This window comes from Actinoalloteichus caeruleus (genome assembly GCF_049311605.1).
Classification (GTDB): domain Bacteria; phylum Actinomycetota; class Actinomycetes; order Mycobacteriales; family Pseudonocardiaceae; genus Actinoalloteichus_B; species Actinoalloteichus_B caeruleus.
In genome coordinates this window covers 5,481,617-5,502,185 of record NZ_CP186005.1, presented here as the reverse complement: position 1 = coordinate 5,502,185, position 20,569 = coordinate 5,481,617, and the positions used below count along the sequence as shown (strand labels likewise).

18 protein-coding genes are annotated in these 20,569 nt (G+C 72.8%); 8 read left to right on the top strand and 10 right to left on the bottom strand.

Annotated elements, in window-relative coordinates:
- Window positions 1–427: 427 nt before the first annotated feature.
- From ACOJVX_RS22565 to ACOJVX_RS22540, 6 genes are all read left to right on the top strand, one after another.
- Entirely contained in the window at window positions 428–1,573 is a 1,146-nt protein-coding gene (locus ACOJVX_RS22565) for a BMP family lipoprotein (protein WP_026419405.1), read from the top strand.
- 211 nt (window positions 1,574–1,784) lie between these two features.
- Complete coding sequence (locus tag ACOJVX_RS22560) at window positions 1,785–3,488, top strand: ABC transporter ATP-binding protein (protein ID WP_418152887.1); 1,704 nt, start codon at window positions 1,785–1,787, stop codon at window positions 3,486–3,488.
- Complete coding sequence (locus ACOJVX_RS22555) at window positions 3,488–4,588, top strand: ABC transporter permease (RefSeq protein WP_026419403.1); 1,101 nt, start codon at window positions 3,488–3,490, stop codon at window positions 4,586–4,588. Before ACOJVX_RS22560 ends, ACOJVX_RS22555 begins: the two co-directional genes overlap by 1 nt.
- A complete protein-coding gene (locus ACOJVX_RS22550; RefSeq protein ID WP_026419402.1) occupies window positions 4,585–6,015 on the top strand; it encodes an ABC transporter permease in 1,431 nt (476 codons plus the stop codon). Before ACOJVX_RS22555 ends, ACOJVX_RS22550 begins: the two co-directional genes overlap by 4 nt.
- Before the next feature lie 82 nt (window positions 6,016–6,097).
- Entirely contained in the window at window positions 6,098–6,508 is a 411-nt protein-coding gene (locus tag ACOJVX_RS22545) for a cytidine deaminase (protein WP_026419401.1), read from the top strand.
- A 44-nt stretch (window positions 6,509–6,552) separates the two neighbouring features.
- Window positions 6,553–7,851, top strand: a complete 1,299-nt coding sequence (locus ACOJVX_RS22540) for a thymidine phosphorylase (RefSeq protein WP_026419400.1) — start codon at window positions 6,553–6,555, stop codon at window positions 7,849–7,851.
- Window positions 7,852–7,902: 51 nt separating this feature from the next.
- On the opposite strand, the gene ACOJVX_RS22535 is transcribed toward ACOJVX_RS22540, so the two are convergent.
- A complete protein-coding gene (locus ACOJVX_RS22535; RefSeq protein WP_418152882.1) occupies window positions 7,903–9,117 on the bottom strand; it encodes a DUF418 domain-containing protein in 1,215 nt (404 codons plus the stop codon).
- A 124-nt stretch (window positions 9,118–9,241) separates the two neighbouring features.
- Between ACOJVX_RS22535 and ACOJVX_RS22530 the strand changes: the two genes are divergently transcribed.
- The gene (locus tag ACOJVX_RS22530) at window positions 9,242–9,904 is read left to right on the top strand and encodes a TetR/AcrR family transcriptional regulator (protein ID WP_418152880.1); all 663 of its coding nucleotides are present in this window, start codon (window positions 9,242–9,244) and stop codon (window positions 9,902–9,904) included.
- Window positions 9,905–10,009: 105 nt separating this feature from the next.
- Here the strand turns inward: ACOJVX_RS22530 and ACOJVX_RS22525 are convergent, their stop codons facing one another.
- From ACOJVX_RS22525 to ACOJVX_RS22510, 4 genes are all read right to left on the bottom strand, one after another.
- The gene (locus ACOJVX_RS22525) at window positions 10,010–11,350 is read right to left on the bottom strand and encodes a hypothetical protein (protein ID WP_418152879.1); all 1,341 of its coding nucleotides are present in this window, start codon (window positions 11,348–11,350) and stop codon (window positions 10,010–10,012) included.
- A complete protein-coding gene (locus ACOJVX_RS22520; RefSeq protein WP_418152878.1) occupies window positions 11,347–11,925 on the bottom strand; it encodes a DUF3558 family protein in 579 nt (192 codons plus the stop codon). Before ACOJVX_RS22520 ends, ACOJVX_RS22525 begins: the two co-directional genes overlap by 4 nt.
- On the bottom strand, window positions 11,918–12,343 hold the full coding sequence (locus ACOJVX_RS22515) for a hypothetical protein (RefSeq protein ID WP_418152876.1): 426 nt from the start codon (window positions 12,341–12,343) through the stop codon (window positions 11,918–11,920). The genes ACOJVX_RS22520 and ACOJVX_RS22515 overlap by 8 nt, the downstream gene beginning before the upstream one ends.
- Before the next feature lie 620 nt (window positions 12,344–12,963).
- Window positions 12,964–14,208, bottom strand: a complete 1,245-nt coding sequence (locus tag ACOJVX_RS22510) for a hypothetical protein (protein WP_026419394.1) — start codon at window positions 14,206–14,208, stop codon at window positions 12,964–12,966.
- Between the two features lie 487 nt (window positions 14,209–14,695).
- Here ACOJVX_RS22510 and ACOJVX_RS22505 point away from each other — a divergent pair, with 487 nt between their 5' ends.
- Window positions 14,696–15,793: an adenosine deaminase gene (locus ACOJVX_RS22505; protein ID WP_030104761.1), complete on the top strand. Its 1,098-nt coding sequence runs from the start codon at window positions 14,696–14,698 to the stop codon at window positions 15,791–15,793.
- A 91-nt stretch (window positions 15,794–15,884) separates the two neighbouring features.
- Here the strand turns inward: ACOJVX_RS22505 and ACOJVX_RS22500 are convergent, their stop codons facing one another.
- The 5 genes from ACOJVX_RS22500 to ACOJVX_RS22480 all read right to left on the bottom strand — a co-directional run bounded on the left by ACOJVX_RS22500 (window position 15,885) and on the right by ACOJVX_RS22480 (window position 20,470).
- Window positions 15,885–17,216, bottom strand: a complete 1,332-nt coding sequence (locus tag ACOJVX_RS22500; RefSeq protein WP_103056019.1) for a primosomal protein — start codon at window positions 17,214–17,216, stop codon at window positions 15,885–15,887.
- 68 nt (window positions 17,217–17,284) lie between these two features.
- Window positions 17,285–18,409, bottom strand: a complete 1,125-nt coding sequence (locus tag ACOJVX_RS22495; protein WP_418152872.1) for a YbaB/EbfC family nucleoid-associated protein — start codon at window positions 18,407–18,409, stop codon at window positions 17,285–17,287.
- A complete protein-coding gene (locus ACOJVX_RS22490; protein WP_051314105.1) occupies window positions 18,406–18,813 on the bottom strand; it encodes a YbaB/EbfC family nucleoid-associated protein in 408 nt (135 codons plus the stop codon). Before ACOJVX_RS22490 ends, ACOJVX_RS22495 begins: the two co-directional genes overlap by 4 nt.
- A gap of 8 nt (window positions 18,814–18,821) precedes the next feature.
- Complete coding sequence (locus ACOJVX_RS22485) at window positions 18,822–20,030, bottom strand: C40 family peptidase (protein ID WP_035292482.1); 1,209 nt, start codon at window positions 20,028–20,030, stop codon at window positions 18,822–18,824.
- 113 nt (window positions 20,031–20,143) lie between these two features.
- Complete coding sequence (locus ACOJVX_RS22480) at window positions 20,144–20,470, bottom strand: hypothetical protein (RefSeq protein ID WP_418152869.1); 327 nt, start codon at window positions 20,468–20,470, stop codon at window positions 20,144–20,146.
- Between the last annotated feature and the right edge of the window lie 99 nt (window positions 20,471–20,569).

Sequence of the window (20,569 nt, the reverse complement as noted above, 5' to 3'; positions counted from 1 at the left end):
GACGGCCTCCAACATCGCTGGTGGGAAGGGACTCGTAACGTCGCGGGAAACTCGCCTCGAGCATCACGAAGCCTTGACTCGCCGGATGTTAGTCCTGGGCAATCACTCCGGCACAGCCGACGGTGCCTGGTTGTGACTGACCGAACATGCCGTGGTGCGCGGGTGGGCGGTGGCCAACCGGCCGGTGGTGGTGATCTGGGGGTCGCCTCACCTCGGCGAACCGGCGTGGCGGGAACCCGAGGGTGGTCGCGGTGCGTGAGGGGTCCTGGTTGTCAACCGCGAACCGTGTGTCTCCCGCGATGCGGACCCAACGATTCGGTTAAGGGCCCGTGAACGGCTACCGACCATGCGCTACCGACAGGTACGGTTCGGCGTCCGCAGAGACCTCTGTGCTGCTCAGCATGACTGAGTTGGAAGGAGTGCAACCATGCGTCGACCGCGTGGTGCCGCGCTGGCAATCGCCCTGACCGGGGTGTTGGCGGTGGTCGGGTGTGCCAAGGACGGCGGCGGCACGTCGACGTCCGGTGAGGGCGGCGGTGGCGAGGGCGCCGCCGGCTGCCAGCTGGCCGACCCGCCCCCCGTCCCGGACGAGGTCGAGGTCAGCACACCGGAGACGGCCGACGTCGACGGCAGCGAGCTGCGCGTCGGTCTGGCCTACGACATCGGTGGCCGGGGTGACGCCTCGTTCAACGACGCCGCCGCCGCCGGTCTCGACCGGGCCGAGGAGGAGTTCGGCCTTGGCGACGTCCGCGAGCTGACGGCCGAGGCCAACGAGTCCGAGGACGCCAAGGTGTCCCGCCTGCGCCAGCTGGCCGACGAGGGCTTCAGCCCGATCATCGGGGTCGGCTTCGCCTACGCCGACGCCTTCGAGACCGTCGCCGCCGACTACCCCGACACCGACTTCGCGCTGGTCGACGCGGCCGTGGAGGGTGCGGACAACATCACCCCGCTGCTGTTCGCCGAGCACGAGGGCTCCTTCCTCGCCGGCGTGGCCGCCGCCTACAAGACGGACAACTGCCACATCGGCTTCGTCGGGGGCGTGGAGACGCCGCTGATCCAGAAGTTCGAGGCCGGCTTCCTCGAGGGTGCCCGGGCGGCCGCCCCGGACATCCAGATCGAGAACACCTACCTGACCCCGGCCGGTGACATCACGGGCTTCCAGGACCCGGCCAAGGGCAACGAGGCGACCCGCGCGCAGCTCGACGCCGGTGCCGACGTCGTGTACCACGCCGCCGGTGCCTCCGGGAAGGGCGTGTTCGAGGCCGCCAAGGCGGGTGACGCGCTCGCGATCGGCGTCGACTCCGACCAGTACAACCAGGAGACGGTGGCGGAGTCGAGGGACGTCATCATCACCTCGATGCTCAAGCGCGTCGACGTGGCGGTGTTCAACTACCTCGCCGCGGTCGCGGAGGAGGACCTCGCGGACTTCCCCGAGGTCTTCGACCTGAGCGTCGACGGCGTGGACTACTCCACCTCGGGGGGGATGGTCGACGACATCGCCGACGTCCTCGACGGTTACAAGGCCCAGATCATCGAGGGTGAGATCGAGGTCCCGTCCTCGCCGACCGGCTGAGCCGGTCCACCACCCGCCGCTCCCAGGCAACGCACCGGGCACCTCGCGACCAGCGCGGGGTGCCCGGTGTCGGATCCGGGCAAGGGGCACCCACGACGGGCGGGCGCGTGTCCCGCACACTCGAAGGGCGGCGCGGCCACCCACGCCCGCCGCCACGGTCGTCGGCCGGTCGAGACGCGGCCGAGAGCCACACACGACAAGGAAGGGCGGGATGACCAGTCCTGTTCCCGAGGAAGGCACCGGTCACGACGCCGGGGTGCCCTCCGACACAGCCGCCGTGCCCGCGGTGAGGCTGTCCGGGATCACCAAGCGGTTCCCCGGCGTCGTCGCCAACTCGGACGTGCACCTGGGGGTGCGGGCCGGCGAGGTGCACGCGCTCTGCGGGGAGAACGGCGCCGGCAAGTCGACCCTGATGAAGATCCTCTACGGCATGCAGCAACCGGACGAGGGCACGATCGAGGTCGAGGGGCGGGAGGTGGTCTTCCGCTCGCCGGCCGACGCGATCGACGCGGGCGTGGGCATGGTGCACCAGCACTTCATGCTGGCCGACAACCTCACGGTCCTGGAGAACGTGCTCCTGGGCGCGGAGAAGCTGCACGGCATCGGCCGGCGGGCCAGGGCGAGGGTGTCGGAACTGGCCAGGCGGGCCGGCCTCACCGTCGACCTCTCCCTGCTCGTCGAGGAGCTCGGGGTCGCCGACCGGCAGCGCGTCGAGATCCTCAAGGTGCTCTACCGGGGTGCCCGCATCGTCATCCTCGACGAGCCGACGGCCGTGCTGGTCCCGCAGGAGGTCGACGAGCTGTTCGCGACCCTGCGCGAGATGCGGGCCGACGGTTACACCTTCCTCTTCATCTCCCACAAGCTGGACGAGGTGCGGGCGATCGCCGACGCCGTCACCGTGATCCGGCGGGGCACCACGGTCGGCACCGCCGACCCGAGGACGGTCACCTCGCGGCAGCTCGCCGAGATGATGGTGGGCAGCGAGCTCCCCAGCCCGGAGACGCGCGTGTCCTCGGTCACCGACGTCGAGGTGCTGCGCGTCGAGGGCCTGACCCTGCGGAGCGAGGGCAGCGAGCGGCCCCTGCTCGACTCGATCGACCTCACCGTCCGGGCGGGGGAGATCGTGGGCATCGCCGGGGTCGAGGGCAACGGCCAGGTCGAACTCGTCGAGGCCGTCATGGGGATGCGCCGGGCCCACGCCGGCACCGTCCGGTTGTCGGGGGTCGACCTCACCAGCAAGGGCACGATGGCCCGGCGTGAGGCGGGCATCGGGTACGTCCCGGAGGACCGCACCCGGCACGGCCTGCTCCTCGACGAACCGCTGTGGTCCAACCGCATCCTCGGCTTCCAGAGCCGCCGCCCGGTCTCCAGCGGCGCGTGGCTCAGCATCGAGGGAGCCAGGACGGACACCACCCGCATCGTCGAACAGTTCGACGTCCGCACCCCGGGCATCGACGTGGCCGCCGGGGCGCTCTCCGGCGGGAACCAGCAGAAGCTGATCGTCGGACGGGAACTGTCCGGCGACCCCGTCCTGCTCATCGCCTCCCACCCCACCCGAGGGGTGGACGTCGGCGCGCAGGCGGGCATCTGGGAACACATCAAGACCGCGAGGGCCAACGGTCTCGCGGTGCTGCTCGTCTCCGCTGACCTCGACGAGCTGATCGGGCTGTCGGACACGATCAAGGTCATCTACGGCGGGCGGCTGGTCGCGGACGCCGACCCCCGGTCCGTCACCCCGGAGGACCTGGGCGCGGCCATGACCGGCGCCGGGGAGGTCGGCTCCGAGGACGCGGCGGACCGCGCCGGGAGCCCGGCGGCCGACCAGCCAACCTCCGGCACCGACGACGGCGGCACCGACGACGGGGGCACCGACGACGGCGGGACCGACCGGTCGACACGAGGCGGGGATCGGTGATGGGGTCGATACGAGCGAAACTGCTGCCGCCGGCACTGGCGATCGCCTTCGCCGTGCTGCTGTGCGCGGTGACCCTGCTGTTCTCCGGGAGCAGCCCGCTGGAGGCGCTGGGCGCCATGGTGGGCAGCCTCGGCCGGGGCACGACCGCCGTGGACGTGGTCAACACCGCCACCTCGTACTACATCGTCGCCCTCGCGGCGGCCCTCGGGTTCCAGATGAACCTGCTGAACATCGGCATCGAGGGCCAGTACCGGCTCGCGGCCTGCGTCGCCGCGATCGTGGGTGGCGCGGTCACGCTGCCCTTCGGGCTGGGCGTGGTCGTCACCATGCTCGCGGCCGCCGCCACCGGAGCCGCGTGGGTGGGCATCGCCGCGTTGCTCAAGGTGTACCGGGGTGTGTCCGAGGTGATCTCCACGATCATGCTGAACGCGCTGTCGTTCGGCGTGATCGCCTACCTGATCAGCTCGGACATGTTCGGCGAGCTGCGCGGGAACAACATCGGCACGCCCTACCTGCCCGAATCCAGCCGCGTCCCCGGCTTCTCCTTCGGCTCGTCGGGGACCGTGTTCGGCATGGTGCTGGTGGCCGCCGCCCTCGGCGTCGGGTACTGGGTGTTGATGAACCGGACCAGGTTCGGCTTCGAGCTGCGCGCCTCCGGGAAGTCGCCGACGGCGGCGGCCGCGGGCGGCGTGAACGCCAAGAAGATGATCCTGGTGACCCTGCTGATCTCCGGTGCGGTCGCCGGCCTCGCCGGGCTGCCCGAACTGCTCGGCCGGGACCACACCTTCAGCCTGAACTTCCCCGCCGGCTACGGGTTCACCGGGTTGGCGGTGGCGCTGCTCGGGCGGAACAACCCCGTCGGCATCGCCTTCGGCGCGCTGCTGTGGGCCTTCCTGGACAAGAGCAGGCTCGCCCTCGACAACGTGGGCGTGCCCAGCGAGATCGTGACCATCATGCAGGGCTCGATCGTCCTGTCGGTCGTCGTGGCGTACGAGCTGGTCCGCCGCGTCGAGCTGCGGGCCGAGCAGCGGCGGGTCGGCGGGCAGAACCCGCCCGGCTCCGGTGAGCCGCGGCCCGTGTCGGCAGGAGGTGCCGTATGACCCTCGGCGCTACGTCACAGGACCCGAACACCTCGGCGGGACCGGTGACCGAGAAGGCACCGCGGTCCCGGCGTCGCATCCCCGGTTGGCTCATGGGAGCCCTCTGGGTCGCGGTGGTCATGGTCCTGCTCTCGACCACGTCCTTCCTCACCGGGCTCCCGCAGCTCACCTCGTCCAGCACCATCGAGTCGGCGGCGCGGTTCGCGCTGCCGATCCTGCTGGCCGCCCTGGGCGGGCTGTGGGCGGAACGGGCCGGCATCATCAACATCGGCCTCGAAGGCATGATGATCTTCGGGACCTGGGGTGCGGCCTTCGCCGGCTACTACTGGGGCCCGTGGGCCGGCCTGTTGGCCGCCGCCCTGTTCGGCGCGGTCGGCGGCCTGCTGCACGCCGTGGCCACCGTCACCTTCGGGGTGAACCACATCGTCTCCGGTGTGGCGATCAACCTGTTGGGCCTCGGCGTCACCAAGTACCTGTCGAGCCTGATCTTCTACCCGCTGTCCGGGAACCCGCGCGAGTCGCCGCCGGTGCCGAAGTTCGACACCTACTCGGCGCAGCCGCTGGCCGGGTGGCTGGGCGAGTTGGAGGCGATGCAGCGGGTCGGGATCTCCGACGTGGCCGGCATCCTGCGCGGCCTCGTGATCGGCGTCTCCCCGCTGGCCATGATCGGCATCCTGCTGGTGCCGGTGAGCTACCTGGTGCTGTGGCGGAGCCGGTTCGGGCTCCGGCTGCGATCCTGCGGTGAGAACCCGAAGGCCGCCGAGTCGCTCGGCGTCAACGTGTACCTGTACAAGTACTCGGCCGTGATCATGTCCGGCGCGCTGGCCGGCATCGGTGGCGCCGCCCTGGTCCTCAACCCGGGGCAGCCCGGCTACTCGGAGAACCAGGTGAACGGCCGGGGCTACATCGGCCTCGCGGCGATGATCTTCGGCAACTGGCGGCCGGGTGGTCTGCTCGGTGGTTCCGCGCTGTTCGGCTACGCCGACGGCCTCCGGCTGCGGCAGGGCGAAACGACCGTGCACGCCCTGCTGTACGGAGCGGCGCTGCTGGTGCTGGTCCTCGCCGTCGTGCACCTCGTGCGGGGCCGTTGGACGAACGGGGCCACCGCCCTCGGGGGAGCGGTCGCGCTCTACGCGGTGTACTGGTTCACCGACGGCATCCCCCGGGAGCTGTTGGCCTACGCGCCGCACCTGGTGACGCTGGTGGTGCTCGCCGTCGCCGCCCAGAAACTGCGGGGACCGGCGGCCAACGGGCTCCAGTACAGCCGGGAGACCGGTGGTCGCCGGAAACGGGGAGGGAAGGAACCCGGGGCCCTGGTGGGCGCCGGCGGGCCCGGGGCGCCGCCACCACCCCCCGGTGGTCGGGCGGGACCCGACGAGGCGGAACCCCCAGGCCGGGGTGGGGCCGCGCCGCCAACGGGCGGTTGATCCGGTCGCTCCCGCACGACGCGGGAGCGAGGACCGGAGCGGACGAGGACACGCGCTGATCGTGGGAAGAGGAGCCAACGAGATGACGACGGCGACGGCCGGGACCGAGGTCGACTGGGACGCCCTGCGCGAGGCCGCGGTCCGGGCCGCCCAGACCGCCTACTGCCCCTACTCGGGACTCCAGGTGGGGGCGGCGGCGGTCTGCTCGGACGGGCGGGTGGTCACCGGGTGCAACGTCGAGAACGCCTCCTACGGGGTCGGTCTCTGCGCCGAGTGCACCATGGCCGGTCAGCTCCAGCTCACCGGTGGTGGCCGGTTCGTCGCCGTCGCCTGCCGCTCCGGAGCCGGTGAGCTGCTCATGCCCTGCGGTCGTTGCCGCCAGGTGCTCTACGAACTCGGTGGACCCGAGTGCCTGGTGGACACCCCGGACGGGGTGCTGCCGATGACGCGGGTGCTGCCGGCGGCCTTCGGGCCGGCGGACCTGCCCGCCTGACGCGCCGCGCCGGAACGAACGGTGAGCCAGAGCGAGGAGACGAGATGACCTCAGCGTTGAGCGCCGTGGACGTGATCCGCGTGAAGCGGGACGGCGGCGAACTGACCGACGAGCAGATCGACTGGGTGGTCGACGCCTACAACGCGGGTGCCGTCGCCGAGGAACAGATGGCGGCTCTCGCGATGGCGATCCTGCTGAACGGGATGACGGCCCGGGAGACCGGTCGCTGGACGCGGGCGATCGTGCGCTCGGGGGAGCGGCTGGACCTGACCGAGGTCGACCGGCCGACCGTCGACAAGCACTCCACGGGGGGTGTGGGTGACAAGATCACCCTGCCGCTGGCCCCGCTGGTGGCGACCTGCGGGGCGGCCGTCCCCCAGCTCTCCGGCCGCGGCCTCGGCCACACCGGAGGCACCCTGGACAAGCTGGAGTCCATCCCCGGGTGGCGGGCGCGTCTCACCACCGCCGAGATCGTCGCGCAGCTGAACTCCGTCGGCGCGGTCGTCTGCGCGCCCACCGAGGGGCTGGCGCCAGCCGACCGCAAGCTGTACGCGCTGCGCGACGTCACCGGGACCGTCGAGTCCATCCCCCTGATCGCCGGGTCGATCATGGGGAAGAAGGTCGCGGAGGGCGCGGACGGCCTCGTGCTCGACGTCAAGGTCGGCTCCGGCGCCTTCATGAAGAACGAGGACAGGGCGAGGGAGCTCGCCGCCACCCTGGTGTCCATCGGTGAGAGCCACGGCATGGCGGTGAGCGCCCTGCTGACCGACATGTCCACCCCGCTGGGGGCCACCGTGGGCAACGCCCTGGAGGTCGCCGAGGCGGTGGACGTGCTGCGCGGTGGTGGCCCCGCCGACGTCGTCGAGCTGACGGTGGCACTGGCCACCGAGATGCTGCGGCTGGCCGGCATCGACCCCACCGGTGCCACCGATCCCGCCGCCGTGCTCTCCTCCGGCGCCGCCTACGAGACGTGGTGCCGGATGATCCGCGCGCAGGGAGGGGACCCGGAGGCCCCCCTGCCGACCGCCGCGCACACCCGGACCGTCACGGCCGCGGAGGACGGTGTCCTGACGGCCGTGGACGCCTACCAGGTCGGGATGGCCGCCTGGCGGCTCGGCGCCGGCCGGGCCAGGAAGGAGGACGCCGTGCGGTTCGGTGCCGGTGTCCGCCTGTTGGCCAGGCCAGGCGACCGCGTCCGCCGGGGCGACCCGCTGTTCGAGCTGAGCACCGACACCCCGGAGGCGTTCCCCGGTGCGGTGGCCGAGCTGGCCAGCGCGGTGCGCACCGGGGAGACGGCGGTCGAGGCGCACCCCCTTGTGCTGGATGTGGTGCGCGGAGGATGAGTCCGCTCCAGCGGCCGCCTCGCCCCGCCGCCCCCGGGTGGCCCTCCCGGGTCAGCCCTGGTCTCGGCTGACCCGGCCCCGGTCGCGCTCGGCGCTGAGCCGGCGCAACAGGACCTCGAAGGGGCCTCGTCGTCCGGCCCTGCGCAGCAGGTCGGCGACGAGGAGCCCGAGCACCCACACCCCGAGCCCGACCAGCACGGACGTCGCGACGTCGATGTGCTGCCCGAGGTTGAACGTGGTCGGGTTGAACAGGGCGAACCAGACGACGGACTGGAGCAGGTAACAGGTCATGGACCGTTCGCCCGAGGCCCGGAGCGCGGTGACGAGCGGTCCGCCTCGGTCACCGAGGCGGACGGCGAGCAGGGCGATCAGCGCCGCGTAACCCAGTCCACCCGCGACGCCGGCCGTCGAGTGCAGCGCGAAGGCGGCGGTGGACACGAGGGTGGAGGTGTCGGTCCACAGCAGCGAGTGGATCAGCGCCAGGGGAAGGCCGCCGACGACGGCGATGGTGATACCGCCGATGGCCGTGGCCCGCAGCAGGCCGAGGGAGCGCTCCGGGTGTTCCAGCAGCTGTCGGCGGGCCGCCCAGATCCCCACGAGGAACGGGGACAGCGACGTCACCGCGAAGAGCAGCGTGCTGACGGGCCAGCTCGCGAGCCGGATCGCCGCGTCGGTCAACGGGTCCACCGTCTCCATGGCGGCCGCACCGGAACCGGTGGCGGCCATCGCCCCGACGAAGGCCACCGAGTAGAGCGTGGAGCACACCACCAGGCACACGCCGGCCAGACGGATCAGCGCACGGTCACTCCACCGCAGGGCGCCGACGAAGACGAGGGCGAGCAGGCCGTAGGTGGCGAGGATGTCGCCGGGGAACAGCAGGACCGCGTGGAACAGCCCGAACAGGACCATCCACCACCCCCGGCGCCGGAGGAACCGGCGGACCCTCGGCCAGTCCCACCCGCTCACCGCCCGGTTGGCCGCGACGCGGGCGAGCCCGTAGCCGAAGAGCGCCGCGAACATCGGGTAGCCACGGCTGTCGGCGAACAGGGTGAGGACGGCGGCGGCGATCCGGTCGAGGACGTCCCCGTGCGTCGGGTATCCGCCGGCGAAGTGGCTGTCCCCGCCGACCAGCATGTGAGCGTGGACCAACGCGATCACGGCCAGCATCACGCCTCGGGCGAGGTCGGGCGCGAGGGACCTCGCGTGCGGCGTGTTCGCCGAGGGTGGGGACCCGGACGAACGACCTGAGGTGGCGGGAACGGGCACGACGGACTCCCCGGTGGTCGTGAAGGATGTCGGGCGGAGCCGGATGCCGGCCCCGGGAAGATACGGAAGCGTATCTAAAAATCACCTTAGGGTACGGTCGCGTATCCAAGCAAGGAGGGGTGCCGTGGGGGACCAGGTGGACCGGGAGGGGACGGCGCGAACCCGCCGGCGGGGCGCGGCCCTCGTCGCCGCGATCCACGCGGCCGCGTTGGCGGAACTCACCGAGGTCGGGCTCGGTCGCATGAGCATGGAGGGAGTGGCCCGCCGCGCCGGTGCCGCGAAGACCTCGCTCTACCGGCGCTGGAACTCCCCGCACGAGCTGCTGCTGGACGCCATCCAGGTCACCTACCCGCAGGAGGAGGTGTCACCGGCCACGAACGACCTCCGAGGCGACCTCATCCGCGCGCTGCGCCAGCTGCGGGAGTGGATGAACACCGACCAGGCCCAGGCGGTGTCCGCGATCATGATCGAACGGGACCGGTACCCCGACCTCGTCGCGGCCCTGTTCGACCGGGTCTTCGACCCCGCCGGCGGCCGGGTGACCCGGGTCGTGCTGCGGCACTACGCCGACCGAGGAGCCATCGACGCCGAGCGCCTGACCCCGGTCGTGACCGACATCGGGGAGGCCCTGGTGTTCAAGTTCGCCAGCGACACCGGGCGGTTTCCCACCGACGAGCAGCTGGCCGACATCGTCGACCAGGCCATCCTGCCGGCCGTCGGGATCACATCCGGCTGGTCCGGGGAGGAGACCCGACCGCCTCACGCCTCCGAGACCGGGCCTCGCTGATCGACGCCGCTCCGGAGTTCCGCCTCCGGAGCGAGAACGCGCCTGGGTCGGGCACCCACTGGCACCCCGGCACCCACGGGCACCGGGGAGGGCAGCGCCGCGCGCTCAACGCCCGTGGTCCTCCCCGAGCACGGGCGGTGCGACAGCCCTGCCGTCCCCGAAGAGGTCGTCGGTCTCCTGGAGGTAGGACGGCCGCGAGTGCTCCTGGTCCTCCGCGCGCTGTCCGCCCCGGCCCGCACCGCCACCACCCACCGGACCACCGGTGCCCCCACCGGGTCCTCCCGCCCCGGGGCGGCCACCGCCCGTCCCGCCGGTCACTCCTCCCACCGCGGAACCACCACCGGGGCCGACACCACCGCCGGGCGGGCCGAACCCGCCAGCGGGCCCCGAGCCGCCGGTGGTCCCGAACCCTCCGGCAGGTCCGAACCCTCCGACCGGTCCGCTGCCGGGCGGGACGTTCGGCCCGGGTGGCACACCGCCACCGGGCGAACCGCCCGCCCGGACCCAGTCCGACGTCACCAGCGGCGGCGACAGGACGGGAGGGCTGGGCGGTGATCCGAGGTTGTCAGGCACACCGGTCGGAACCGGTGGGGACGGGGGCACGGGGAAGCCGTTCCCGTTTCGCCAACCGCCGCTACCCCCTTCTCCGCCGCCGATGCCACCACCACCGGCGGTCCGGCCGTCTTCGCTCACGCCACGCCAGTCGGCGCCCCTGTGCTGGTGGTCGCCAGCACCGTGCGGGCTCCTCACCGGGGCCGACGGCACCGGCGGAGGTGGGTACCGGTCCTGGCGGACCGGTACTCGGTGCGAGTCCGCCGTTCCCGTGGCCTCCCGGGCCTCCGTCGCCCCGTTGCCGAACTCGGGTGGGGGAACGAACGAGGGCATCGAGGCGTCGACCTCGCGCAGGGCCGACTCCAACTCGACACTGACATCGACGGCCCGTGCATGTGCCTCGGTGGAGGCCGCGTGGGCGGCGCGGGCCTCCTCGCCCATCCTGAGCGCCTCCAGCGGGCTGAAGGCAGCGACGACCTCACGCAGGAAACCTGGCTCGTCGTACTCCACGGGATCCGGCATCGCGTCCCGAGCCCGCACCGCGATCTCGCTCTGCGCTCGCACCGAGTCACCGATGCGGCTCATGGCCTCGCTGGTCCTCCCCGACCATTGCCCGAGCGAGTCGAGGACGGCACGGGCGGAGTCGGCGGCCTCGCCCTCCCACACGATGTCGCGGGTGGCCGACATCGCCCGCAGTACGTCGCGGACCTCCTTCATGGCGGAGCGCATCTCGTACCAGCCCTCGGCGATGTCCGCACAACCGGCTGGATCGTTGTTCTCGCGCACCCAGCGGCGCAGGGTGGCGTGGTCCACGGCCGCGTAGTTGTGGGGACAGCCGAAGGTGGGGGCGCGGGAGGGGGAACGCTCGGTGAGTCCCCCGTGGTCAGGGATCACGCCGACAGGGTGGCCGCGACGCTCTCGGCCAGTGGGTCGATGACATCGCAGGCGGCGGTGCTGGTCTCGCTCTCCGCGCCCAGGGACACGTAGCCCGCGGAGTCCGAGGAAAGGATGACCTGGCACCAGATGTCGTCCGTGATCCGGTACCCGCGCAGCCCCCCCACCGAGATGTCGACGACCGTGTACTGGTCGAGGTTCAGGCTCTCGGCAGCCTCCCCGACGGCCACGTCGACGATCACCCCCGGATCGCCGCGCTCGGCGGCCAGGAAGTCGCAGGAGTTCAGGACGCTGGAGTACTCCCCGGATGCGGGGTCCAGCCCGACATCACGCAGTTCGTCCTCCGTGAACAGCTCACAGGGATCCAGGGATGCCAGCCGGCCCGCACCGGGAGCACCACCGGCCGCGCTCGTGGCGGCCGGGCCGCCCGAGCCCCCGGGAGCGATCGCGGCGGGCGCGTCGACGGGTGCGGCGGTTCCCAGTTCGACCGCGCCGCACGAGGAGACGAGGAGCACCGAGACCGCCAGGCAGGACAGTGCGGCGGTCGTGGTGCCGGCGCGGCTCGCATCACGCATCGCCTCCTCCCCTGATCGTGTCAAGGGAGGACTCGACGGCCTCGTCGGTCTCCTGGGTGTGGCGCACGGCCGCGCGGACGGCGGTAGCCAGGTCGCTGATGAGGCCCTGGAACGTCGTGAGGATGTCTCTCGCGGAGTCCATCCCACCGCTGGCGACGAGCTCGTCGTGACGCGACATCCACTCGGCGGCCGGCCCGGAACCGAGCGGGACCTTCTGCTCCACCCGTCGAAGCTCGCGGAGCATTCGAGCCACTAAGTCCGCGATGTCGTCAAGCCTGGCTGCGGCGGCCTCCGCGCTCCGCTGTTCCATGTGGACCGAACCCGAAGCCACGCTCGTTCTGAGCTGGTCGACCTGGTTGGTCACCGCCGCCCCGACGGGTGCCAGGCGGGCGCCGCCAGCTCCGAATGGTGTCGTCATCCCAAGGACCCCCGCACTGATCTCCCCGGACGAGTCGCGACTGGTCGACTCGTGCCCAGGGGCAAGCCGATCGAAAAGTAGCAGCGGTGATCGAGATGCGGAGAGTATTCGACTCACTACCACCCGTGTGTAGTAGGTGGTCGCCGTCAGGCACCACGACGGAACACGGACCCGTCAGGCGCGTGGGTGCTGATCACGGCAGAGGTGCCGTCGTCGGGTGCCGCTGCTCGTCAGGGAGCACGTTCCCCAGCCCGGGCCGTGCGGCGGGAAGCGCTGTCGGAGAGCGCATCACCTGACGCTGGTTGCCGGGAGGGGCCGGGGCTGGGCCGTTCTCGGCGGTGGTCCCCGGTGGTCGCCCGGGCGCGTGCGGCAGGACGGCAGCGCGGCCGGGGGCCGTGTGCCGGACGCGGCGCAGCGACTCAGCGGGCAAGCGGCGGGGGCGAGGTCGCCGCCAGGCGGCTGACGACGGCCGGCGGCGGGAGGTGGGTGGTGTCGGCAGGCTCGAACACCGCGCCTGAGGGGCGCGGCCGGGGCCTGCCGGACGGGTGCCGGGCGGCCACCCGACGGCAGGAGGGGGTGGCCGCTGTCGCGGCCACCCCCTCCGTCAGCGTGACGCGGGCTCAGGCGCTCTCGATGGCGTCGGCCTCGTCGCCCTTCTCCCCCTCGCGGCCCTTGCCGCCCTTGCGGGTGGCGCGGCGCTGCTGCCGGGGCAGCGGGGTGGGCGGTGGCGGCGGCGTGGGGGCCCCACCGAGGATCAGCTCGGCGAAGGTGGCCATCGCCTCGTCGAGCTGGGTGGCGTTGCGCCGTTCGGACTCCGCGTTGGCCTCCCGCACCATGCTGTTCACCGCGCCGGTGTCCGGGCGGTCGGCGAGGGTGCCGTCGATCCGGTCGAGGTGCGTCTCGACAGCGCGGTTCAGCTCGGAGATCTTCGACAGGACGTCGGAGTCGACCTCGCGCAGGCGGGTGTCCACGGCGTCGTTCAGTTCACCGATCCGGCCGAGGACGCTGTCATCGACCTTCTCCACCCGGCTGTTGACGTCCTGCACGCGGCGGGAGAGCTGTTCCAGGCGCTCGGCGAGGGCGTCGAGCTTCTCGGTCGGGTCGACCGCCGGGCGCTCCAGCAGGCTGTCGAGCTTGCGCTGGACCTCGTCCCGCGTCTCGCGCAGCTGGTCGCCCAGTGTCTCGCGGCTGGTCTCCACGCTCGCGCGCACGGCCTCGGACGACGAGGTGACCTCGCCGCGCACGGTCTCCGCGGACTCCGTGACGTGCCGCTGGAGGGCTTCCTTGGTCCCGTCCAGGTGCTCGTGCACACCCTCGTCGACCTCGTCGATGCGGCTGCGCAGCGACAGCTCCAGGCCGTCCATCCGCTCCCGCACCGGGCCGTGCACCGCGGCGGGCATGTTCTCCAGCCGGGTGTCCTGCTTGTCCAGGTGCAGGCCCAGGTCGTCCAGGCGCTTGTGGATGTGGCCGAGGCGGTCCTCCAGGCCGTCCATCCGCCCCGCGACGCCGTCGAAGCGTCCGGAGACCCCGTCGAGGCGGCCGTCGAGCTGGGCGAACGGCTTGGCCAGCTTGTCCACCAGGCCGTCGACCGCGTGCAGCAGCCCCGAGATAGCGGTGTCCTGGGACTCCAGTTTCGAGAGCGCCTCGTCCAGTCTCTCGGCCAGGACGCTGACCTCGGTGCGATCGGGCAGTTCGGACAGTCGCTTGCGGACGGAACCGAGCGACTCGAGAGGGGACAGCCGAGCGTGGATCTCGTCCAACGCGTCGAAGACCTGTTGCTGCTCGCTGTCGCGGATCTCGGCCGCTCGCGTCAACATCGAGCGCATCCGGTCGAACGACAACGCTGAGTGGTTGTTCTCGTTCACGGCGTGGGTGACCTTCGTCAGGGGGCGGGGGCGACACAGCGAGCCTAACCAGTCAGTGGCACGACCGGAAAGGACCCCCAGCGATAACGCGATTACTGGGTGTAGACGACCGCGTCGTCACGGAGCGGTACCGCGACGACCTGTCTTCTTCGGTTGTGTCCTCAGTGTAAGGAACGTCCCCCGACGGATGGCGGTGCCGGCGCCGTGGCAGGCATCCGTGATCAACAGCTACGCGCCGTGTCTACCACGCGGGATGGCTCCCGGCCAGCCACCACGCCGAGCGACCTCCGTTCGCGGAGGTGTCGGACCGCCTGGTGAGCGGGGGGAGCGGGGGAGCCGGCCGTCGTGGCAGGGTGACGGACGATCAACCACCCCTTCGGACCACCGAGCGGTCCGATCCGGCGATCCTCACCTGCCCGGGGCCGTGGGTCACCTGGCTGATCCCAAGGGGCTGAACCCCGCTGGCCCACGCCGATACATTGGGGCCATGTCGACGCCGCTGACGTCGGAGAACCTCCGACTCGCCCCGAAAGTCGTGCTGCACGACCACCTCGACGGTGGTCTGCGGCCCCAGACCCTGATCGACCTCGCGAAGGAGACCGGGTACGACCGGCTCCCGAGCACGGACGCCGGCACCCTGGCGACCTGGTTCCGCGAGAGCGCGAACTCCGGTTCGCTGGAGCGCTACCTGGAAACCTTCGCGCACACCGTGGGCGTCATGCAGACCAGGGACGCCATCACCCGCATCGCCGCCGAGGCCGCCGAGGACCTGGCCGCGGACGGCGTGGTCTACGCGGAGGTGCGTTACGCGCCGGAGCAGTCCCAGCAGAAGGGGCTGGGGCTCGACGAGATCGTGGAGGCCACCCAGGAGGGGTTCGCGCTCGGCGCCTCGCGTGCCGCCGCCGACGGCCGCACGATCCGGATCGGGACCCTGCTGTGCGGGATGCGCCAGGCGGACCGTTCGCAGGAGATCGCCGAACTCGCGGTCCGCCACCGCGACTCCGGCGTCGTCGGTTTCGACATCGCCGGCCCCGAGGCTGGCTTCCCCCCCACCCGGCAGATCGACACCTTCGAGTACCTCCGCCAGGAGAACATGCACTTCACCATCCACGCCGGCGAGTCGTTCGGGCTCCCGTCGGTGTGGGAGGCGGTGCAACGCTGCGGCGCGGAACGGCTCGGGCACGGCGTCCGCCTCGCCGACGACGTGACCGTGGGCGAGGACGGTTCGGTGAAGCTGGGCGAGGTGGCCTCCTACGTGCGCGATCGGCGGATCGCGCTGGAGATGTGCCCGTCGTCCAACCTCCAGACCGGCGCGGCGAAGTCCCTGGAGGAACACCCGTTCCCCCTGCTGGCCGCCGAGCGGTTCCGGGTGACCGTCAACACCGACAACCGCCTGATGAGCGACTGCACGGTGTCGAGCGAGTTCGGACTCCTCGTCGAGGCGTTCGGCTACGGCTGGGAGGACGTGGAGCGCTTCACGCTGAACGCCGCCAAGGCCGCCTTCATCGACTACGAGGACCGCCGCGCCCTCATCGACGACGTCCTCATCCCCGCCTACCAGGCGCTGGCCGGGGACGGCAGCTGACACTTCCCGTCCCCGCCGGGGCCGGAGGGACGCGGGAACGCCGAGGGGGACGTCCGCCACGGACGTCCCCCTCGGGTGGCTGCGCGGGCGGTCAGCCCTCGTTGCGGTGCAGGCGTTCCTCGAACCCGTCGACCAGGTCGCGCCAGGCCGCCTGTTCCTTCTCGTACGGCGGGCTGGGCGCGAGCCGGGTCGGGTCGGGACGCAGCGCGAAGGACACCAACCACCCCAGGCTGGTCGACGGGGCCAGGGCCTCGGCCGCCGAGTCGTCCGCCGCCCAGTCGGCCGCGTCGGTGAGGAGCTCCACGGCGAGTTCCAGTTGGTTGGCGTCGATACCCTCCGGGCCCTCGGCGAGTTCCTCGTCGAGACCGACGAGGGTGTAGGTGTTGTCGCCGTCGACGTCCTCGATCGCCAGTTCGCCGGCCGAGGACTTCGCGAGCACCTCCGGCCAGGTCGACACCTCGGCGAGGTCCCCTCCCACCGCGGGCGTCTCCGCGGTGTCCTCGTCGGCGGCGGGACCCGAGGAGCGGATGTGCGCCAGCAGGGCCTCGGTGGAGGGGAACACCTCGATCGTGCCGTCCGTGCCGAGGAAGATCGGCTCGTCACCCAGGTAGCAGCGCAGCGTGTACCAGTCACCGCTCGCCGTCACGATCCGGATCGGGTCGATCCCCACCCCGCGCCAGAAACCGAGTTCCCCCGGGGTGGCATCCGGTTCGACGCCGGCGCCGGCCTCCTCGGCGGGGGACAGCTCGACCGACGGGTCCTTGGGGGTCACCGGCTCCGACTCGTCGACCGTGACCTCCGCGTCGTCCTCCGACGACTCCTCGTCCTCCGAGGGGAGCTCGGCCGACGCCCTGGCCACCGCCTCGGCGTCGACGTCGGGTGTGGCGACGACACCGTCGACGGCGTCCAGCACCTCGTCCCACCGGCTGACGACCACCCGCGCCAGGTCCGTCCACAACCGTTCCCCGTCCCGACCGGAGAACTGCACCGTGCCCTGGTCCAGGACGGAGAAGCCGGGGGAGGCGTCGAGGACCTCGTCGACCACGTCGAGCTCGCAGACCGCCGCGAGCGACCGGAGGATGGAGACGATGTCGGCCAGTTCGCCCAGCACCCAGGTGTCCGGATCCTGCGCGACCAGCTCCGGCACGCCGACCAGGTCGAACTGGTGGTCGGCGTCGGGCAGCAGTTCCCGCGCCGTCAGCTCGGGAACGACGTCCCACGCCGGGTGGTCCAACAGGTCGTGGTCGGCGTCGGAACGGATGAAGGCCGCCAGCTGGGCGCTGTCTGGGAAGAGGTAGAGGTCCTCCTCGTGCCCGAGGAACGCCTCCCACTCCTCGCCGTCCTCGCGCCAGCGAGGAGCCCACAGCGTCACCATGTCGCCCTGGGTGAGTCCGAGTTCGATCGGAACGATGTCCTGCGCCATCGGCTACCTTCCGGTGCGCCGGCCGCGGCTCCAACAGCGCAGCCGGGAACGTCTCGCCTCGCGGCAGCCTACGGGTTTCCCCCGCCAGTTCGCTCACCGGTCCGGGTGCCGGGCTCGGGAGGTCCACCGGTGTGGTCCGGGCCCCGCCGGTCCTGCTCCGACGGGGGGAGCGGTGGTTGGGCCGGTTGGACCGGCGGTGGCCACCCACCCTGTCCCGGGCCGGGTGCTGGCCACCCCGGCCACCCCGGCCGCCGCGGGACGGGGGCGCCGCCACCGCCGCCCGCCGGGCGTGGCCAGCGGGGGGCGGGGGAGTGCGGGGCCCCGGGGACCGCGCGGGGGTCCGCGCCGGGCCTGCCGGGTGGCGAGGTGGGGCGGTACTCCGTCCCCACCCTCGGACCCGCCCGGTAGGGCTGACCCGGCCAGCCGGGCGGGGGCTGGCGAGGCTGAGCCGGTGGTGGGGGCGGCGCCACCCGGTGGTCCGGTGCGGGGCGCACGGGGGAGGGGAGCCCGTTGGCCGGTCCCCGGCCGGTGCTCCACCCGGGGCCGCCGGGCGGTTGGTCGGCTCGATCCCGTTCCGGGTGCCTGCCCGGCGCCGGCCCCCAGCCGCCCGGCCCCCGCGCGGGCGGTTCCGCCGGCGCCGGGGTGCGAGGGAGTTGGGCGGCTTCCCGGGGCGGGGCGGGGGGACCGGTCCACCGCGCGGGTGGGCTGGACCGGGGCTGGTGCGGGGCCGGGGGGTCAAGGCCGGGCCCGAGCGGTTCCCCCTGGGGGGACGCGGACCGGTCCGGGTCGACGGCACCAGGTTCGAGGTCGGCTCCGACCTGCTCGCCCGTTCTCGCCGGCGCCGGTGAGCCCAGGTTCTCGATCGCCGACGTCAGCTCGTCACCGAGGCTCCGCGCGAGCACGTTGTAGGAGCGTTGGGTGGCCTCCGCCGCCGCCTGGGAGGCGGCCCGTGCGATGCGGGCGCTGACCTCCGCCCCACCCGACGCGAGCGCCGCCGCGTCGATGCGCAGGTCGAGCAGCGCGCCTCGGGCGTCGACCGTCACGGTCACGGTGCCGTGTTCGTCCTGCCCGGTGCCCCGCACCTCGGCCAGCGCGGCGGGGAGGCCGCTGGTGCCCGCCCTGCGTTCCTCCGCGCGGCCGCGCAGCTCGTCCACGGTGGGCGGGACCGCCCACCTGCTCGCCGGGGCGGTCATCCGCGCCTCCTGTCCAGGACGGACCAGCCGTCCTCGTCGTCCACCTGGTCGTCCGGCTCCTCGTCCGCCCGGAGGCCGAGCCAGTCCAGTCTGGACTCGACTCGCGGGTCGAGGCCGGGGGACAACGCGCCGCGCATCCGCTGGGTGGCGCGGGAGCCGGCCTGGTCGGTGAGGCGGCGGATCTCGCGGGCGAGGCCCTCCGGGCCCAGCCGCAACGCCCGGTCCGAGACCCGGACGTCGACGAGCCTGCCCCCGGGACCGGCGGTGACGGTCACGGAGCCGTCCCCGGACTCGGCGGTGGCGGTGGCGCCGCCGAGGCGGGCGACCGCCGCGTCGGCCAGCTCGGTGGTGGCCGCGATCCGCTCGACGGCCCTGCTGATGCTGTGCTCGATCCGGTCGCTCATGGCTGCGCTCATCCCGTCGGCCGGTAGAAACCCGTGAACGGCATCCCGGAGTTGGTGGTGCGCAACGGACCGACCTGCACCGGATCGCCCGCCTCCACCAGCTGACCGTTGCCGATGTACATCGCCACATGACCCTGCCAGACGATCAGGTCGCCGGGGAGCAGCTGTCCGGGTGGCACCTCGGCCCCGATGGCCTGGGCGGCGGAGTGGCGGGGGATGTCGAGACCCGCCCCCGCGTAGGCCCACTTCGTCAGGCCGCTGCAGTCCGTTCCCGAGGGTGGGCTCGACGCGGCCCACACGTAGGGCGTGCCCAGCGCGGAGAGCGCGTTGCGGACCGCGGCCGCCGCGACCTCGTTCGGGGCCTCGGCTGAGGACCCGTCCGGCAGGTTGACACCGACGCCCTCACCGGGCTGCGGCGGGATCGCCACCGGTAGGTGTGGCTTCGTGGCGCCCCCACCCGAGCCCCCGGAGCCACCCCCCGCGCTCCCGCCACCTCCCGCGCTCCCGCCGCCTCCGCTGCCTCCGCCGCCGGCCCCTTCCGCGCCCCGGGACCCCGGGGTGGCCGGCGGGGATCCGTGCGGATCCGCGCCGCCACCGGCGGAGTTCGGGCTGACCGACGGCGGTCCGGCGGACTCGGCGCCGATGGGAGCCCCCAGGGCGCGCAGCGCCCCCAGGTCGACCCGCTCCGCACCGGAGAGGCGGCCGGCCAACGCCGCCAGCTCGTCCCGGACCCGGGCCAGTTCGTCCGCGCTGCGCACCACGTAGCCGTCCGCGATATCGGCGGCCGCGCCCATCGCGGTGGTGAACGCGAACGGGTTGCCGAAGCTCTGCGCGGTGAGACCCGACCGCAGGACCGGGGTCACCGCGTCCACGCACTCCTCGACGAGCTCCTCGACGGTCCGCCGGCCGCGTTCCAGCGCGGTGACCGCCTCGGCGGCCGCGTCCCGCAGCAGTGCGCAGTTCGTGCCGACGGCGGCCAGCGCGGTGTCCACGTCGGCCGCCCGCGCCTGGAAGGCGTTCGCCTTCTCGCCGTACCAGCCGGCCAAGGCCACACCTGTCGCCGCCGTGTGGTCGGCGGCGACGGCCTCCAGTTCGGCGAACGCGGACCCGGCGGCCTCCGAGGCCGCCGTCGCGCCGCCCAGGTCGCCGTCCATCTGCTCCAGGTGCTCCCGCATGGGAGCCACCAACCCGGCGACGACGCCGGCCACATCGCTCATCAGTCCCCCCGGCGCTCCTCGCCCTCCGCGAGGAGCCAGCTCACCACTCGACGGACGTACTGGGTGGAGGAATCCGCCACCCCGATGCCCCCGGCACGTGGTGGCGTCGCCCGTCAGGCGCGCTCCGCCGCCCTGAGGTTGGCGGCTTCGTCCTCGTCCTGCCGCAGGTACCCGCCGAGCGAGTCCCCCACGGCGCCCGCGAGTCCACCCAGGCCCTCCCCGGCGGCCGTCACGGCCGCCGTCGTCTCCCCCGCCAGCAGCGCGAAGGCACTCGTCAACCCGGCCTGCGCGCCCAACGGGGTGAAGGCGTCGCCCGCCGTCGCCGTGGCGGGAGCCAGGGTGCCGGACGCGACAGCTCCCAGGCGGGCGGCCAGATCTCCCGCCCTGCCCTGGTAGGAGGCCAGGGCCTCCTCCTCGACACCGAAGCCGGACTCCGCCATCGACCCGGTCCTCCTTCGACCTCGGCGTGGGGCGCGGACCCCTCCGCCGCGACCGGACACGGCGTCCGGCGCACTGACAGCCTGCCCTATCGCGGTGCC

Coding starts and splice junctions, on each gene's coding strand:
- ACOJVX_RS22555 (WP_026419403.1), top strand. CDS start 3,488: ATGGGGTCGATACGAGCGAAACTGCTGCCGCCGGCACTGGCGATCGCC.
- ACOJVX_RS22560 (WP_418152887.1), top strand. CDS start 1,785: ATGACCAGTCCTGTTCCCGAGGAAGGCACCGGTCACGACGCCGGGGTG.
- ACOJVX_RS22540 (WP_026419400.1), top strand. CDS start 6,553: ATGACCTCAGCGTTGAGCGCCGTGGACGTGATCCGCGTGAAGCGGGAC.
- ACOJVX_RS22485 (WP_035292482.1), bottom strand. CDS start 20,030: ATGAGCGATGTGGCCGGCGTCGTCGCCGGGTTGGTGGCTCCCATGCGG.
- ACOJVX_RS22520 (WP_418152878.1), bottom strand. CDS start 11,925: ATGCGTGATGCGAGCCGCGCCGGCACCACGACCGCCGCACTGTCCTGC.
- ACOJVX_RS22550 (WP_026419402.1), top strand. CDS start 4,585: ATGACCCTCGGCGCTACGTCACAGGACCCGAACACCTCGGCGGGACCG.
- ACOJVX_RS22505 (WP_030104761.1), top strand. CDS start 14,696: ATGTCGACGCCGCTGACGTCGGAGAACCTCCGACTCGCCCCGAAAGTC.
- ACOJVX_RS22480 (WP_418152869.1), bottom strand. CDS start 20,470: ATGGCGGAGTCCGGCTTCGGTGTCGAGGAGGAGGCCCTGGCCTCCTAC.
- ACOJVX_RS22495 (WP_418152872.1), bottom strand. CDS start 18,409: ATGACCGCCCCGGCGAGCAGGTGGGCGGTCCCGCCCACCGTGGACGAG.
- ACOJVX_RS22490 (WP_051314105.1), bottom strand. CDS start 18,813: ATGAGCGACCGGATCGAGCACAGCATCAGCAGGGCCGTCGAGCGGATC.
- ACOJVX_RS22515 (WP_418152876.1), bottom strand. CDS start 12,343: ATGACGACACCATTCGGAGCTGGCGGCGCCCGCCTGGCACCCGTCGGG.
- ACOJVX_RS22565 (WP_026419405.1), top strand. CDS start 428: ATGCGTCGACCGCGTGGTGCCGCGCTGGCAATCGCCCTGACCGGGGTG.
- ACOJVX_RS22545 (WP_026419401.1), top strand. CDS start 6,098: ATGACGACGGCGACGGCCGGGACCGAGGTCGACTGGGACGCCCTGCGC.
- ACOJVX_RS22500 (WP_103056019.1), bottom strand. CDS start 17,216: ATGGCGCAGGACATCGTTCCGATCGAACTCGGACTCACCCAGGGCGAC.